13 protein-coding genes are annotated in these 15,505 nt (G+C 56.1%); 11 read left to right on the top strand and 2 right to left on the bottom strand.

Annotated elements, in window-relative coordinates; genetic code table 11:
* Window positions 1–265 precede the first annotated feature (265 nt).
* Window positions 266–847 carry a hypothetical protein gene (locus II896_03145; protein ID MBQ4443643.1) on the bottom strand — a complete coding sequence of 194 codons (582 nt, stop codon included), beginning with the start codon at window positions 845–847 and terminating at the stop codon, window positions 266–268.
* 594 nt (window positions 848–1,441) lie between these two features.
* On the opposite strand from II896_03145, the gene II896_03140 reads away from it, so the two are divergent.
* The 5 genes from II896_03140 to II896_03120 all read left to right on the top strand — a co-directional run bounded on the left by II896_03140 (window position 1,442) and on the right by II896_03120 (window position 6,440).
* A complete protein-coding gene (locus tag II896_03140) occupies window positions 1,442–1,975 on the top strand; it encodes a helix-turn-helix domain-containing protein (GenBank protein ID MBQ4443642.1) in 534 nt (177 codons plus the stop codon).
* A gap of 10 nt (window positions 1,976–1,985) precedes the next feature.
* A complete protein-coding gene (locus II896_03135; GenBank protein MBQ4443641.1) occupies window positions 1,986–3,524 on the top strand; it encodes an ABC transporter ATP-binding protein in 1,539 nt (512 codons plus the stop codon).
* Entirely contained in the window at window positions 3,511–4,317 is an 807-nt protein-coding gene (locus tag II896_03130; protein ID MBQ4443640.1) for an ABC transporter permease, read from the top strand. The genes II896_03135 and II896_03130 overlap by 14 nt, the downstream gene beginning before the upstream one ends.
* A complete protein-coding gene (locus tag II896_03125) occupies window positions 4,314–5,132 on the top strand; it encodes an ABC transporter permease (GenBank protein ID MBQ4443639.1) in 819 nt (272 codons plus the stop codon). The genes II896_03130 and II896_03125 overlap by 4 nt, the downstream gene beginning before the upstream one ends.
* Before the next feature lie 90 nt (window positions 5,133–5,222).
* Window positions 5,223–6,440, top strand: a complete 1,218-nt coding sequence (locus tag II896_03120; protein MBQ4443638.1) for an extracellular solute-binding protein — start codon at window positions 5,223–5,225, stop codon at window positions 6,438–6,440.
* A gap of 739 nt (window positions 6,441–7,179) precedes the next feature.
* Here II896_03120 and II896_03115 read toward each other — a convergent pair.
* The gene (locus II896_03115; protein MBQ4443637.1) at window positions 7,180–7,965 is read right to left on the bottom strand and encodes a sugar phosphate isomerase/epimerase; all 786 of its coding nucleotides are present in this window, start codon (window positions 7,963–7,965) and stop codon (window positions 7,180–7,182) included.
* A 210-nt stretch (window positions 7,966–8,175) separates the two neighbouring features.
* On the opposite strand from II896_03115, the gene II896_03110 reads away from it, so the two are divergent.
* The 6 genes from II896_03110 to II896_03085 all read left to right on the top strand — a co-directional run bounded on the left by II896_03110 (window position 8,176) and on the right by II896_03085 (window position 15,494).
* Window positions 8,176–9,255 carry a hypothetical protein gene (locus II896_03110; protein ID MBQ4443636.1) on the top strand — a complete coding sequence of 360 codons (1,080 nt, stop codon included), beginning with the start codon at window positions 8,176–8,178 and terminating at the stop codon, window positions 9,253–9,255.
* Window positions 9,227–10,060 carry an ABC transporter permease subunit gene (locus II896_03105; protein ID MBQ4443635.1) on the top strand — a complete coding sequence of 278 codons (834 nt, stop codon included), beginning with the start codon at window positions 9,227–9,229 and terminating at the stop codon, window positions 10,058–10,060. Before II896_03110 ends, II896_03105 begins: the two co-directional genes overlap by 29 nt.
* Window positions 10,050–10,703 carry an ABC transporter ATP-binding protein gene (locus tag II896_03100; GenBank protein MBQ4443634.1) on the top strand — a complete coding sequence of 218 codons (654 nt, stop codon included), beginning with the start codon at window positions 10,050–10,052 and terminating at the stop codon, window positions 10,701–10,703. Before II896_03105 ends, II896_03100 begins: the two co-directional genes overlap by 11 nt.
* 186 nt (window positions 10,704–10,889) lie before the next feature.
* Complete coding sequence (locus II896_03095) at window positions 10,890–12,845, top strand: MFS transporter (GenBank protein ID MBQ4443633.1); 1,956 nt, start codon at window positions 10,890–10,892, stop codon at window positions 12,843–12,845.
* A gap of 233 nt (window positions 12,846–13,078) precedes the next feature.
* Window positions 13,079–14,632 carry an NAD-dependent epimerase/dehydratase family protein gene (locus II896_03090; GenBank protein MBQ4443632.1) on the top strand — a complete coding sequence of 518 codons (1,554 nt, stop codon included), beginning with the start codon at window positions 13,079–13,081 and terminating at the stop codon, window positions 14,630–14,632.
* A 1-nt stretch (window position 14,633) separates the two neighbouring features.
* Entirely contained in the window at window positions 14,634–15,494 is an 861-nt protein-coding gene (locus II896_03085; protein ID MBQ4443631.1) for an EFR1 family ferrodoxin, read from the top strand.
* Window positions 15,495–15,505: the final 11 nt, after the last annotated feature.

Raw genomic sequence — 15,505 nt, 5'->3', positions numbered from 1 at the left:
CTTGCGCGCTCGCGCGCCTTAGGCGCACTTTACAGCCATTTCCTCAATTCTTGCAGGCTGTCCCCCATAAAGGTCACGAAGTCTTTGGCAATATTCATCAAATCCACCGAAACGATGTTGTAATTTTTCTATCTATCTCTACCACAACTCGCCGTAGGCGAACTTCACTCAAGGCCTATGCCTTGAACTTCACTGCGAAGCAACTTCACTTTCGCGTAGCGAAAACTTCACCGCGCCTTGCGCGCTCGCGCGCCTTAGGCGCACTTTACAGCCATTTCCTCAATTCTTGCAGGCTGTCCCCCATAAAGGTCACGAAGTCTTTGGCAATATTCATCAAATCCACCGAGATCCCTTTGGGATTATTGATATTCTTCGAGAGGGTATCCAACCCCATATTGCTCCCTTTTATCAACTGTTCGGCCACGCGGCTGTCCGAGTTGGTGCCCATCGCGCCCATTTTGAGCATACCCTTATTGATGGCTTGTTCCACCGAGCCGTAGAAGTCTTCCTCTATGCCGTGTTCACGCATATAGTCGTTGATTTTGCTGCTGTATCGCTTGTATTGGTCTTTTTGATGCACGACGAAGTGTTTGAACTCCTGATTATAGATATATTCTTCCACTACGTCGATGGCTTGCACGCCCATCACGGCGGTCTTCACCATATCGTGCAACAGCACTTTTTCGGCTTTTACCGACACGTTGTTGCCGAATTGGTCCTTATAGCCCGTGTTACAGTCCGCGCAATTCCCGCCTTTCGTTTGCTCGTTGCAACGATTGCTTTTCACGTTCTCGTTGCAATTTCCGCTGCCTACGTTTTGTTTGCCGTTGATTGTCTGTTCGCTCATAATCCTCTCCTTTTTTTTGTTTTGTTTTCCCTTTTATTATTCCCCCCTTTCTCTCCTTTATACCTCAACGCACGCCTTGGCTGACGTGCTATGCATCTGTCGCTGTATCTCGCACCTCCGCTCGTTGCGCCAAAAGGGCAGTAGACCATATTGAGGGTAGGCGCATAGCGTCGAACTCGAAATATCCCCGAAGTAGAGCCACCATTTTCGGTTCTCTCCCGCCGACAGGCATATATCACGACCAAAACCCGACGAATGTCTGATTTCTCCCGCTCGCGGGTAGAGCGGATTTTACCCGTGCTTCGGCACGGATTTCTCCCAATGCACCGCATTGGATTTCACTCACGTCGGCGTGCATTCACGCGCGCGCAGTCTCATTTCGCCATTACTTTTATATATAACAAAAAGTTTACCTATTCTAAACATTTTGCGAGTTTAGTATTTTTAATAAAAAATATTGACAATGCTAATCTTGCCCCCTATAATCTATCTTATACAAGTTAGGGGAGTTTTACCCCGTCGCGTGTGCGTCTACCGCACCGCGAAAAGTCAGGCGCGTCTTGCCTTCTCGGCAGCCGCCGTCGAGGAGTGCGTATGGATATCGGTCCCAAAATTCGCGAATACCGCTTACAGCGCGGGCTCACACAAGAGGAGCTGGCCTCTCGTTGCGAGTTGACCAAGGGCTACATTTCCCAGTTGGAGAATGACGTCAGCAGTCCCTCCATCGCCACCCTCATCGACATTCTCAACGTCCTTGGCGTCAGCCTTCAGCAGTTTTTCGCCGAGCAGAAAGAGGAGAAGGTGGTCTTCGACAAGGCCGACTTCTTCGAGTCCACCAACGGCGACGGCGCCATCACCTGGCTCATTCCCAACAGTCAAAAGAACCAGATGGAGCCCATCATTCTCACCTTGCCCGTCAACGGTTCCTCGGACGTTCGCTATCCCTTCGAGGGCGAGGAGTTCGGCTACGTTTTGGACGGCAAGATCATGATTACGGTAGGCGACTACACCTACAAGGCCAAGAAAGGGGACGCGTTCTACCTTTCGGGCGACAAGGCGCACCGCATCGTCAACGTGGGTGCCAAGGATTGCAAGATCATTTGGGTGGCTACGCCCAGCAATTTCTAAGGAGAACACTATGGCTGCCAATGACAAAACCAACGAGTTTGAAAAAATCATCGAACTGAAGAACGTTTCCAAGTCGTTCGACGGCAAAGCCGTGGTCAAAGACCTGTCTTTGTCCATTCGCCGCGGTCAATTCGTCACTCTTCTCGGGCCTTCGGGTTGCGGCAAGACCACGCTTCTCCGCATGATCGCCGGCTTCGAGACGCCCACTTCGGGCGAGATCTACATCGGCGGCGTGCCCATGTCGGCCATTCCCCCGCACAAGCGCCCCGTCAACACGGTGTTCCAGAAGTACGCCTTGTTCCCCCACCTCAACGTGTTCAAAAACATCGCGTTCGGTCTCAAACTCAAGCGCATTTCCGATCCCTCTCGGCCCCCCAAAACGCGCACCGTCACCAAGAAAGTGGTGGAGAACGGCGTCGCCCAAAAGGTCAAAGTCACCGAGACGGTGCCGGCCACGCGCAAGTACACCAAGGACGAGATCGCCGGCAAGGTCAACAAGGCGCTCAAATTGGTAGGCTTGGAAGACTACGGCCACCGCGACGTCAACTCCCTTTCGGGTGGACAGCAGCAGCGCGTCGCCATCGCCCGCGCCTTGGTATGCGAGCCCAAGGTGCTTTTGTTGGACGAGCCTTTGGGCGCGTTGGACCTCAAAATGCGCAAGGAGATGCAGATAGAACTCAAAAAGATGCACGAGGAGTTGGGCATCACCTTCATCTTCGTCACGCACGACCAAGAGGAGGCGCTCACGATGTCCGACGTGGTCGTCGTCATGTCGGACGGCGTCATTCAGCAGGTCGCCCAACCCAAAAAGATCTACGACGAGCCCCAAAACGCCTTTGTCGCCGACTTCATCGGGGAGAGCAACATTCTTACGGGCGTTATGGAGAAGGATTTTTCCATTCGCTTCCTCGGCAAGACGCTTCCTTGCGTGGACAAGGGCTTCGAGAAGAACGAGCGGGTGGACGTCATCATTCGTCCCGAGGATATCGGCATTCGCGAGGGGCACGGGCTCGGCCACTTCGACGGCGAGATTTTGTCCGTCGTTTTCAAGGGCACCTACTACGAGTTAGAGGTGCAGGCAGGCGAGTACGAGTTCACCGTCCAAACGCAAAAAGAGTTCGCAAAGGGGGGGTACGTATCCCTCACGATCGAGCCGGACAGCATTCACATTATGAAGAAAGCCATCACCATCAACCGCTTTATCGGCACCGTCTACGACGAGGAGACCGTGTGTTTTGCCGAGGGTGATTGGGAGATTCCCACCGAGGGCTTCGAGAAAGGCGACGAGGTCGTCGTCTACGTTCCCTTCAACGCGGTGGAGCTCACCGACGATGAGTCGGACGGCGTCATCGGCGCCAACGTCTCGCAGAGCGTGTACAAGGGCACCTACTATCAGGTCGAGGTCGTCACGGACGAGGGCGAGGAGTTCTTCGTCGACACGTCGGACGAGTGGGATATGAACGACCGCGTCGGCATCAAAGTAGATCCCGCCAAGGTCACGGTCGAGGCCTACGTCCCCCAAGAGGATAGCAGCGATGAAGAGGACTAAGAACAAGGTTTTCCGCCCCACGGCGTTCGCGTTCCCCTATCTCGCGGTCACGTTGGTATTCGTCATCGTGCCGTTGGTGTTGGTGTTGGTCTACGCGTTCCGATCTTCGGACGGCAGTTTCACGTTCGCCAACTTCCGCGCCGTCTTCACCGAGAAGGAAAACGTTATGCAGCTTCTCCAGACGGTGGGCATCGCGGCGCTGTCCACGGCGATATGCGTCCTTTTGGCCTATCCTGTGGCGTACATATTGGCGTCCAAGCCCTTCAACAAGATCGCCGTCTTGTCCCTATTGTTCATCATTCCCATGTGGATCAACTTCGTTTTGCGTATCTTCGCGTTGAAGTCGCTGTTGGAGATGCTGGGCGTAGGCAAAGGCTTTTGGGCGGCCACCATCGGCATCGTGTACGATTTCTTCCCCTATATGCTCCTGCCCATCTACACGGTTTTGGCCAATATGGACAAGAGTTACGTCGAAGCGTCCACCGACTTAGGCGCGGGTAGCGTGCGCACCTTCTTTAAGGTCACCTTGCCCTTGTCCATACCGGGCGTGGTATCGGGCGTCAGCATGGTGTTCATGCCCGTATTCAGTTCCTACGCCATCACCAAGACCATGGGCGATATGAACACCACAGTCATCGGCGCCAAAATCGCCAGCCTGTTCTCACAGCGCTCCTACGGCGTAGGCTCGGCGCTGTCGTTCGTCCTGTTGGTCATCGTGCTGGTGGTGATGATTGTCACCAACGTCCTCACCCGCCGCACGGCCAAAGCGCCCAAAGGAGGTAAAGCCGCATGAAGAAGAGCACCTTGTGGACCATCGCTCGTTGGGGCATTCTCATTCTCGTTTTAGCGGCCATTTACCTGCCGCTTCTTATGATTATCGTCTACAGTTTCAGCGGCGCCCGCGCGGTGGGCGACGCGTTCGGCGAGTTCACGTTCTCCCAGTACGCCAATCTTTTCCACGACGAGAAATTGTTGACCGCCACCAAAAACACCATCGTCATCGGCGTAGTTTCCGCGCTTATCGCCACCTTCCTCGGCACCACCGCCTCGGTCGGCATTCACTATATGCGCAAGAAGTGGCAGACCGCCGTGGACACCGCTTCCCAGATCACGGTCGTCAACGCCGAGATCGTCACGGCCATGGGTTTCTTCCTTTTGATGCTGTTCATGCAGGACACCGTCAAATTGCCCGTCAACTTCGGCTTGGGCTGGCTTATCGTGGCGCACACCGTCATCACCACCCCCTACGTCATTCTCACGGTGAGCCCCCGTTTGAAACAGCTCAACCCCAACCTCTTGGAGGCCAGCATGGACTTAGGCGCGGGCGCGGTGCGCAGCCTTTTCACCGTGCTGTTGCCCCAGCTTGCGGGCGCCATGGTTTCGGCCTTCGCGTTGGCCTTTACCCTGTCCCTTGACGACTTTGTCGTCACCAATATCAACGGTGCCTCGGTAGACACCATTTCCACCTACGTCTACGCGGGCATTCGCCACAAGCTCAACCCCGACATCCGCGCTTTGTCCACCATCATTTTCGCGTTGGTCTTGGGCGTGCTCATCGTAGTCAACGTGGTCAAAGACAAGCGCTTGAAGAAGCAAGCGCGCAAATAATAATAGGTATATACGCGTTCAGGCGCGGATATAAATGAGGAGTAGCGTCGCTGACCTCGGTCAAAATCACACGGCGCTATCGTAGAAAAGATGAAAAGATTGATTGGTATCGCATTATGCATCGCCTTGCTCGCCTCCGTGGCGGCCGTCTTCGTCGGGTGCAACAACGTGCCCCGCGACGAAAAACTCATCATCTATTTGCCCGGTGAGTACATGGACTACGACATTTTCGAGGAGTTCGAGTCCTACTATCAAGAGAAGACGGGCAAACGCGTCAAGGTCGTTCCCGAGGAGTTCGAGGCGGTCGAGGACATTCAGCGCGAGGTAGAGCAGCGCAAGGCCGATTTTGACTTGGTGTGCCCCTCCGACTATATGGTCGAATACCTCATCAAGAAGGATTTGCTCATTCCTCTTGACAAGACCGTCATCAACGTAGAGGCCGAGGGCTTGTTCCGTCCCGAATACGTCGCCACCACCAAGGAGTTCGATCCCGAGCTCAAATACGCCGTTCCCTATATGTACGGCACGTTGGGCTTGGTGTACGACATCACCAAGACGGGCCGCGTCATCGACAGTTGGGAAGCCCTCTACGGCACCGAGTTCAGAGGCAAGCGTTCGGTCAAGGACTCCATTCGCGACGCCTACGTTTCGGCGTGTTTGTACAACGCCCGCGAGGAGTTGACGGGGCTTAGCGGCGAGGCGCAAAAGGCGCGCGTCCAAGCCATCTTCGAGGATGCTTCTCCCGCCACCGTATCCGCCGCCGAAGAGGTGTTGACCGCCGTCAAGCAGGATGGCGGCGAGTGGGACGTCGACGACGCCAAGTTCGATATGGCCGCCGGCAAGTCCACCGCGCCCACCGTTGCGTTGATGTGGTCGTGCGACGCGGGTTATGTGATGAACGACTACGAGGATGCCGCCGGCAAAGAGCAGGAGGGCAACCGCAACCTGTGGTACGTCGTCCCCAAAGAGGGCGGCAACGTCTATATCGACGCCTTCGTCATTTCCAAGTACGCCAAGAACGTATCGGCCGCGCAGGAGTTTCTCGCCTTCCTTTGCCGCAAAGAGGTCGCCATCAAAAATAGCGAATACGCGGGCGCCGTCAGCCCCGTCAAAGCGGCTTACGACCAACTCTACGAGGACTACACCACGGACGAGGAGATGTTCGAGGGCACCCAAGCGGGTTGGAAAGAGATGTTCATCGAAACCATGTTCCCCTCTGCCGAGACGCTCAATCGTTGCGGCGTCATGAAGGACTTCGAGCCTTCCGTATACGAGAACGTTTCCCGTATGTGGGCGCGTTTGCAATAGTACCACAAGTATCGACAAAAACCGCGGGCACACTTTTGCTCGCGGTTTTTACGTACTCGGTAGCCGACAGCGTAGTATGTCGCACCTAAAGAGCATAGAGCCGTTGCGACTAAGGGCAATAGGCCATCCTGCCCGAAGCGCATCGAAGTGGAAAGATACCTAAGTAAAGGCACAGACGTCATCCCGAGTTTATCGAGGGATCCCCTGAGTAGAGGCACTATTCCGTTTCCCCATCTTCCGACAGGTTCTATACCTACCACAACTTGCGCTTCGCGCAAACTTCACTCAAGGTTGAGCCTTGAACTTCACTTGCATAGCAAACTTCACTTTGCCACAGGCAAAACTTCGCCGCGCCTTCCGCACGGATTTCTCCCTCTATTCTACACCCGCCGTGTCCAAAAATCAATCACTTTTCCCAGCGACTTATCTCTCCGCCCCGTCTCGTTCCTCGTTTTCCCCTCGACGACAGACTCTATCCCTACCGCAACGCACCGAGAGGTGCAATTCACGAAGGCATTAGTCTTCAATTCACGCGGGCACAGCCCGCAATTCACGGCGGCATAGCCGCCAATTCACCGCGCGGCTCAGGCATCTATCCCTACCGCAACTTGCGCTTCGCGCAAACTTCACTCAAGGCTGAGCCTTGAACTTCACTTGCATAGCAAACTTCACTTTCGCGAAGCGAAAACTTCACCAGACAAAAAGGCTTGCTCCCTGCAAGCCTTTTTGTCTATCAAGCCTATTTGTCTATCAAATGTTCCAGCACCGTCAACCTATCCATCGCTTCCAAGAGGAATCTCTTTTCCGACCAATAGGGATGGAATGTCCTCGCCGTATCCGTGAATTCCAAGGTCAAGGGAATATCGCGCCGTTCTTTGAACACGGTGGGCATCAAATATTGCCAGTTGATATTGCCGTCGAAGGGCAAGAGGTGTTGATCCGCGGTCCCGTCGTTGTCGTGCATATGCACGCACGCCAGTTTGTCGAGGTAGGGCAGCCACCTCGGGTCGGTCGTATCGTGCGTAAAGGCGTTGGTGTGCCCCATATCGAAGCAGAAGCCCACCTCGTCCGCGTCCTTGAAGTTTTGGAAAAACCAGTCGAGGTAGTCGTTTCTTCTCGTGTTCTCCATGCAGAATTTCACGCCGCGCTTTCTCGCCACGTCCACCACCTTCTCGAAGCGTTTCAGCCCGAGGTCGTTATAGGCGGGCGGGTTGGGGGAGTTGGAGATATGCCCCACCACGTTTTTGATGCCCATACTGCCCGCGTAGTGGATACCCGCGATGAGCCTGTCGGTGAAATACTCGCCGTCCTCTCCCTCGCGCCAAATGTCGTTGGTATTGCCGAAAGGCAGGTGCATACTTTCGATTTTCAGCCCCACCTTCATCGCGTACGTATTGGCTTCGTAAAAATTCCTGTCGCATTCGAAGATAAAGAAAATACCGTCAAAGCCCACGCCCTTGATGGCGTCGATTTTGCTTTGCCAATTCGTCTTATATCCGTTGCCGAAACTGATGTGTTTTTCCATTCTATACCTCACTTCAAGCATACGGCTTTTTCGCCGCAAAAGTCAAACGATTCACCCCTTGTGTCGAAAAATAGTGCAAAAAACCGCCGCTCGCCACGCATAAACCATATATATAATTATTCAAAAAAAAGAAGAAATGTTGCGTATGCAACAAATTATATTTGTTATGCGTGATATACTATGCGTAGAAAACTCAAAGGAGAATATACCATGAAAAAGTTTATCGCCATTGTTTCTCTATTGCTCGTCTTGGCGCTTTGCGTTTCGTTCGCAGCCTGCGAGCAAAAGTCGACCTCGAACGCGGGCCAAAACACGTCCGCCGATCAACAAGGGACCCAACAGCAATCGGGCTCCGATTCCAACCAACCCGCCGCCACGCCCGCGACCTACACCGTGATGGCGCCCGACGGCGCGCCCGCTCTGGCGCTTGCCAAGATGATGAAGGACGCCGCGAAGGTCAACGGTCACGAGATGACCTATTCGGTCATCGCCGCCGCCAACGTCGCGGCCTCTATGACCAACGGTGACGCCGACTTTATCATCGCCCCCACCAATGCGGGCGTGATGCAGAGCGTCAACACGGACGCCTATTATCTCTTGGGCGTCACCAGTTGGGGCAACCTCTACTTGGTCACCACCAACGACGCGTACAAGACTTTGGAGGACAGCGAGTCCGCTACCGCGTTCCTCGCGCAGTTCGGCGGTCATTCCATTTCTTCCATCGGCTCCAACCAAGTCCCCGACAAGAGTCTCAAATACCTCTTGGGGCTTGCCGAAGTCACCGCCACCGTGGCCGAGGCGCAGACGGCCCAGGTCATTCAAAACGACCTCATTTCGGGCACCATCGACTGCGCTGTGCTGGGTGAGCCGGCCGTCACTGGCACCAAGGCGCTGCTTGCCAAGAACGGCGTCACCAACTACCGCATCTTAGGCAGCGTCTCCGAGGTATGGCAGTCGCTTACCACGCTTGCCTATCCGCAGGCCTCCGTCTTCGTCAAGAAATCGGTTGCCGCGGACGCCGCCACCGTCGCGGCCTTCGAGACCGCCCTCAAAGCCTCCATCGACTACCTCAACGCTTCCTCTGCCAACGCCGAGGAGATGGGTGCCTATATGGAGTCCCGCGGGGACAATTCCCTCAAAGGCGCCATCATCAAACAATGCTACCTGCGCACCGCGCAGGGTTACAAGTCCGCCGCCGAGGCCAAGGACGACGTCAATCGCCTCGTGTCGGTTTTGGTGCCTTCTTTGGCCGACCGCGACTATGACGCCATCTTCTACGGCACCAAATAAAGAGGGTACGTCCCTATCCAAAACGCGCATAGCGCACTTTTTCCGTCGCCACGGGGGCACGCTTTTGGCCCTCGCGGCGATTGCTTTGTTCCTCGCCGCGTGGGAGATTGTGGCGGTATGCGTGCACAAGGAGTATATGCTGCCGCGCTTTTCCGCCGTCATCGTGGCGTTCGGCAAGTTGTGGGCTACTAAGGACTTCTACGTTCACACGGGCGCGACGCTCCTTCGCTGTTTCATAGGCTTTGCCATCGCCTTTGCGGCGGGGGCGGTCGTCGGCGTGTTGGGCGGCGTCTTCCCTTTGGTGCGCAGTTTTTTCAAGCCCATCGTCGCCTTTTTCCGCGCCGCGCCCACCATGGGCTTGACGCTCATCGTCTTGGTATGGCTTCGCGCCGCCTACACTCCCGTATGCATCGGTTTTTTGATGGTATTCCCCATCATCTACACCACCATTGCCGACGCGGTCGCCACCGCGCCCCGCGCCCTTCTCGAGATGGCGGACGTCTATCGTATGCCCAAAGGGGCGCGCATTCGCCATATCTACCTGCCGCACGCCTTGCCTATGATTTTTTCGGCGTGTTCCACGGCGTTCGCTCTCAACATCAAGGCCACCGTATCGGCCGAGATATTGGCGCACACGTTGGGCTCGGTGGGCGTGCACATGACCATCGCCGCTTCCGACCTCTTGGACGGCTCGGCGCTCTTGTTCGCCTGGCTCTTGGTGGCGGTACTGCTGTCCGTCGCGGTCGAGGCCTTGCTCAAACTGTGCGAGCGGCTTGTCAAGAGGAGGTATCACTATGCAACTTGAACGCGTTTCCTTCGGCTATGCGGCCAAGCCCGTTTTCGAGGACTTTTCTCTCACTTTGGCGGAGGGCGCCATCACGGCCGTTCTCGGCCCCTCGGGCGTAGGCAAGAGCACGCTTATCAAACTATTGTCGGGGCTCGTTGCCCCCACGTCGGGCGGCGTCCCCGGCCGCAAGGTGTCCTGTATGTTTCAGGAGCCGCGCCTCATTCCCTCCCTTTCTGTGTTGCGCAATCTCACGGTCATTCCCGGTATCGACCGCGCCGAGGCCGTGCGTTGGCTTACGGCGGTCGACCTTGCGGACGAATTTGAGGCCCATCCCTCGTCTTTGTCGGGCGGTATGGCCCAGCGCGTTTCCATGGCGCGCGCGTTCGCCTATCCCTCCGACTTGCTCTTGATGGACGAACCCTTCAAGGGGCTGGATCTTTCCTTGCGCACCCGCCTTTACGACGTGTTTCTTTCCCTTTGGCGCGAGCGGTCGGTCACTACGGTATTGGTCACGCACGACCCCGAGGAAGCCGTCGCGCTGTCTTCCCGCGTGCTCGTTCTATCGGGTACGCCCGCTTCCGTCACCTTCGACCGCGCGGTTTCGGATAGCGACCGCGCCGCCCTCTACGCCGATCTGCGCACCGCGCTTATGGAAGCGTAGGGCGTATAGGGCGTATTTTCGACGCGTCTACGCGCGTCCGCACGAGCCGATTATCGCAAAAATGATGCAAAAATGCGCGAGAAGTAGCCCTTTCGCGCTTTTTTGCATATTGACAAGCGGCATTTTGTGGGGTACAATAAAAAAGGATTTTTTCCTAAAAATATATTTCTTTCAAAGGAGAACGCTATGGACGAAGAAACCAAGGTAAACGAGACGTCTCAGGACGCCGAAGTGCAAGCGGCCCCTGCCGAGACGCCGCAAGAGGCGCCTGCCGTCAAAGATTGCAGGGACCTCAAACTCAACTATCCCCAGACGCTCAAGGTCGGTTTGGGTTTTGCCGTCGTCATGATTTTCTGGACGGTTTACAACTTCGTCGTGCCCCTTCTTTTGGAGCAGGCGTTCGGTTTCAGCAACACCATTCGCAACGTCATCGTGGGCATCGCTTCGGCCATGTGTATGGTCTTATTGCCCATCTTCGGCGGCATCAGCGACCGGTCGGGCAAGACCAAGTTGGGACGGAAGTTCGGTCGTCGCACCCCCTTCATCGTCATCGGCACGGTCATCACCATCGTGGCCATGATCTTGGTACCCATCTCGGTCGCGCGCCAACTCACCGATTCCAACGCGATCCGCACCCAATACCAGGCCTACTTCCAAATCGAGGATTCGTCCATCGAGATCGCCAATCCCGAGGGCGAGGGCAAAATCACCCGCAAGGCGCTTTTGGAATCTTGGTACGACGAGGCCGAGGGCGGCAACTACGCGCATATCGGCAAGTCGGATTTTGAAAAACTCAAAGAGGAGCATCCCACAGATACCCGCGAGTTTTACAGCAATCTCTACAATCCGCAGATCTCCAACGGCAAAGTGATGGGCGTCATCGGCTCGGCCGCCTACACCCGTCGCGCCGTCACCTACTCGGACGGCCAGTTCTCCGTCGCTTCCAAAGAGGAAGCCGTCGAGCTCACCGAGGCGGAGTACAACGCCCTCAACGAGACGGCCAAGGCCTACGCCCAATACGTGGACGACACGGCCAACGACTTCGTGTCCGCCGCCGTCAACAAAGAGGTCAATTGGGGCTTCTTCGCCTTCTTCCTCATCGCGCTTATCCTCATCATTTTGGCGCAGACGGTCATTCGTACCCCCGCGGTCAGCCTGATGCCCGACGTCACGCCTTCTCCCTTGCGTTCCCCCGGCAACGCCATGATCAACCTCATCGGCGGCGTGGGCGGCGGCATCGGTTTCCTCATCTACACCATCACCTTTATGTTCGCCGAGAAGATACCGCTTGCCACGCAGTATTGGATCATCTTCGGCACCATGGCGGCGTCGTTGGCGCTCGTCTTGTTCCTGTTTATTATGCTGGTCCGCGAGCGCAAGATGGTAGAGGAGTGCAACAAGATTTGCAAGGAGTACGGCTTACCCGTCTACGAGGAAAAGGAAGAGGCGGAGGACAAGGCCGCCAAGAAGGCGCCCAAGGTCAATATGTTCAAGTCCTACGGCAAGAAGAAAATGACCAGTTTCCTGCTCATTCTCGGCTCCATCTTCATGTGGTTCATCGGCTACTACAGCATCGCCAACAATATGCCCATCTATTGCGTCAAGATCTTGGGCGTTTCCACGGGCATCGCTTCCATCGTTTCGGGCGCGTCCTTGGTCGTCGCGGCCATCGGCTTCATTCCCGTCGGCATTATGGGGCGCAAGATAGGCCGCCGTTGGTCTATCATCTTCGGTTTCGCTTTGGCCGTCATCAGTTATCTCTTGGTCGCCATCTGCGTCAACAAGGCTTCGGACGCGGCCACCATCATCTTCATGGTGTGCTACATGGTTTCGGGCTTCGGCCTCATTTTCGCCAACGTCAACACCTTGCCTATGGTCTTGGAAGTTTCCTCTCCCGAGGATATCGGTCGCTTCACGGGCATCTACTACATCGCCACGATGTCCGCGCAGACGGTCGGCCCCATCCTTGGCGGCTTGGTGATGGACTACATCGGCGGCAGCAAGGCCCTCTTCATCTTCTCGGCCTGTTGCGTGGCGTTGGGCGCGGTCATGATGCTCTTCGTCAAGCACGGCGAAGCCCCCGACTTCCTGTCCATTCAGTCGGCCAAAAAAGAAGCGCGTCTTGCCAAGAAGAACGCTTGATAGACGTTTCGGCATTTTGCCTTTTGCACACAAAAGCCCTCCTACGTAGGGGGGCTTTTTCGTCTATCTTATCCACAACGCACCGTAGGTGCAATTCACGAAGGCGCAAGCCTTCAATTCACGCGCTATGCGCAATTCACGCACGCACAGCGTGCAATTCACTTTACAAAAACTACTTGCAATTTATTTTACAATCCCTTATAATATCACTAATCTATCTTAGGAGTACACCAATGAGATCCTACTTGATCGCTATGTCCGGCGCTTCGGGCAATATGGGACAAGCCGTCGTGCGTGAGGTAATGACTTTACCTTGCGTTCGTTTGCGCTTGTTGTTTTTGGATGAAAAGCGCGAGCGGCGCCTCGGTCGCCGCTGGTCTCGCCTTTACGGGGATAGAGTGGAGATTTTCTTTGGCAACCTCAAATCTTTTGCCGACTGCTCTCGGTTGGTCGCGGGCGCGGATTACGTCCTCAATATGGCCGCCGTCATTCCCCCTATGGCCGACCGCCGTCCCGACTTGGCGCGCGACGCCAATGTCGAAGGGGCCGCCAATATGGTGCGCGCGGTGGAGTCCTGCGTGCCGCAGCCCAAGTTCATACACATTTCCACGGTCGCCATCTACGGCCATCGCAACTATTTGCATCCGTGGGGCAGGGTAGGCGATCCCCTTCTTCCCAGCGCCTACGACAGTTACGGGTTGGGCAAACTCATCGGCGAGCGCACGGTCTTGGATAGCGGTGTTGCCGCGTGGGCGGTCATTCGTCAAACTGGTATGCTCTACGACAAACTCCTCATGTCCAACATTTCGGACGGGCTTATGTTCCACACCCCTTTCAACGTGCCCATCGAGTGGGCCACGGATACCGATAGCGGCGTATTATTGCGCAATATTTTCGCGCGGGATATAGCGGGCGAAGTCCCCGATTTTTGGCGGCGCGTCTACAACTTGGGCGGCGGCGCTCTCTACCGCACCACGGGTTACGACACCTTCAACGCGGGTTTTGCGATGATAGGCGGCGGCACCGAGCAGTTTCTAAGCCCCAACTGGCACGCCACCCGCAACTTCCATTGTATGTGGTTTTCGGATAGCGGCGTCTTAGAGGATATGTTCCATTTCCGGAGCAAGTCCTTCGACGATTTTTGGCGGGACGTCCTTCGCAAAAACCGCTATTTCGCCCTCGGCAAGATCGTACCGCCCGCCGTCATTCGCAGTTTGGTATTCAAGCGCTTGCTTCGTGACGCCAATTCCCCCACCCGTTGGGTAGAGGAAGGCAATCAAGGCCGCACGCACGCCTTTTTCGGCGGGCGCAAAGAGTGGGAGGCCCTCGGCGACGATTGGTCGAATTTCCCCGTTTGGAGCAAGAATCAAATCGAGGGCTACGACTACCAAGCCCAACTCGACGAGGCCTACGCTTCGTCGCACCTGCTTTCGCACGGCTACGACGAGGCTAAGTCCATCGCCGAGGTGGACTTCGACGACCTCGCTTCGGCCGCTTCTTTCCGCGGTGGCATCTGCCTTGACGACGATTACGTCGCGGGCGACGGCTACCAAAAGGTCACCTGGCGTTGCGCCGAGGGGCACACCTTCCGCGCTTCCCCTTACACCGTGCTCAAGGCGGGGCATTGGTGCCCCGATTGCATCGTGGAGAACCGTTGGAACTTCGACCGACTCTCCCGCGCCAATCCCTTCTATCGTCAGGTGTGGTACGACAGCCACGACGAAGACGAGAACAATCTCTACTATTACGACGAAGAGGGCGTTGCCTGCGTTCGGGAGGACGTTTGATATGCGCACCCTCGTCGCCTACTACTTTTCGGCCACCGGTCACACCAAGCGGGCGCTTACCGCGCTTACCGAAGCCTTGCGGGGCCACGGCGTTTCGTCCACGCTCCTGCCCATCGAAGAGGCGGGCGAAGCCCCGACGGTGGACGCCGATATGCTGTGCGTGGCCTATCCCGTTCACGGCTTTAACGCGCCCGTCATCGTGGAGCGCTTCGTCCGATCCTTGCCCGCGGGCGAGGGCCGCTATTGCTTCATCGTCAAGTCGAGCGGCGAGCCTTTGCGCGTCAATAACGCTTCGAGCCTTCGCATCGTTCGCACCCTTCGCGCCAAGGGCTATCGTTTCGGCGCGGAGTTTCACTACGTCATGCCCTACAACATCATCTTCCGCCATTCGGACGATATGGTCGCCCTCATGCGCGAGACGCTGCTTCGCAAGGTAGTGGACGACGCGGCCCTCGTTGCCGAGGAGGGCGTTCGCCCGATGGACGTTCCCGTCAAGGCGCGCTTGGTCTGTTCCTTCGTCCGCATTGAGCATCCCGCCATGCCCCTCATCGGCAAGGGCTTTCGGGTGGACAAGAACAAGTGCGTGGATTGTATGAAGTGCGTCAACGCTTGTCCTACGCATAATATTACCAAAGTCAACGGCAAATTCAAGTTCGGCAACCATTGCCTCGGCTGTATGCGCTGTTCCTTCCTTTGCCCTCGCTCCGCCATCAAGATCGGCATTCTCGGCGCGTGGAAAGTCAACGGTCGTTACGACTTCGACGGCGCGATGAAGAGCGAGCGTCCCATCGTTCCCCGCTACTGTCACAATTCCTACTTACGCTACTTCGGGCTCAACCCCACCAAGCAAAAGAAAGACTGATATCTCCAACT

Source organism: Clostridia bacterium, from assembly GCA_017394805.1.
Classification (GTDB): Bacteria; Bacillota; Clostridia; order Christensenellales; family CAG-1252; genus RUG14300.
The sequence above is the reverse complement of the archived record's forward strand: the minus strand, read 5'-3'. Positions and strand labels throughout refer to the sequence as shown.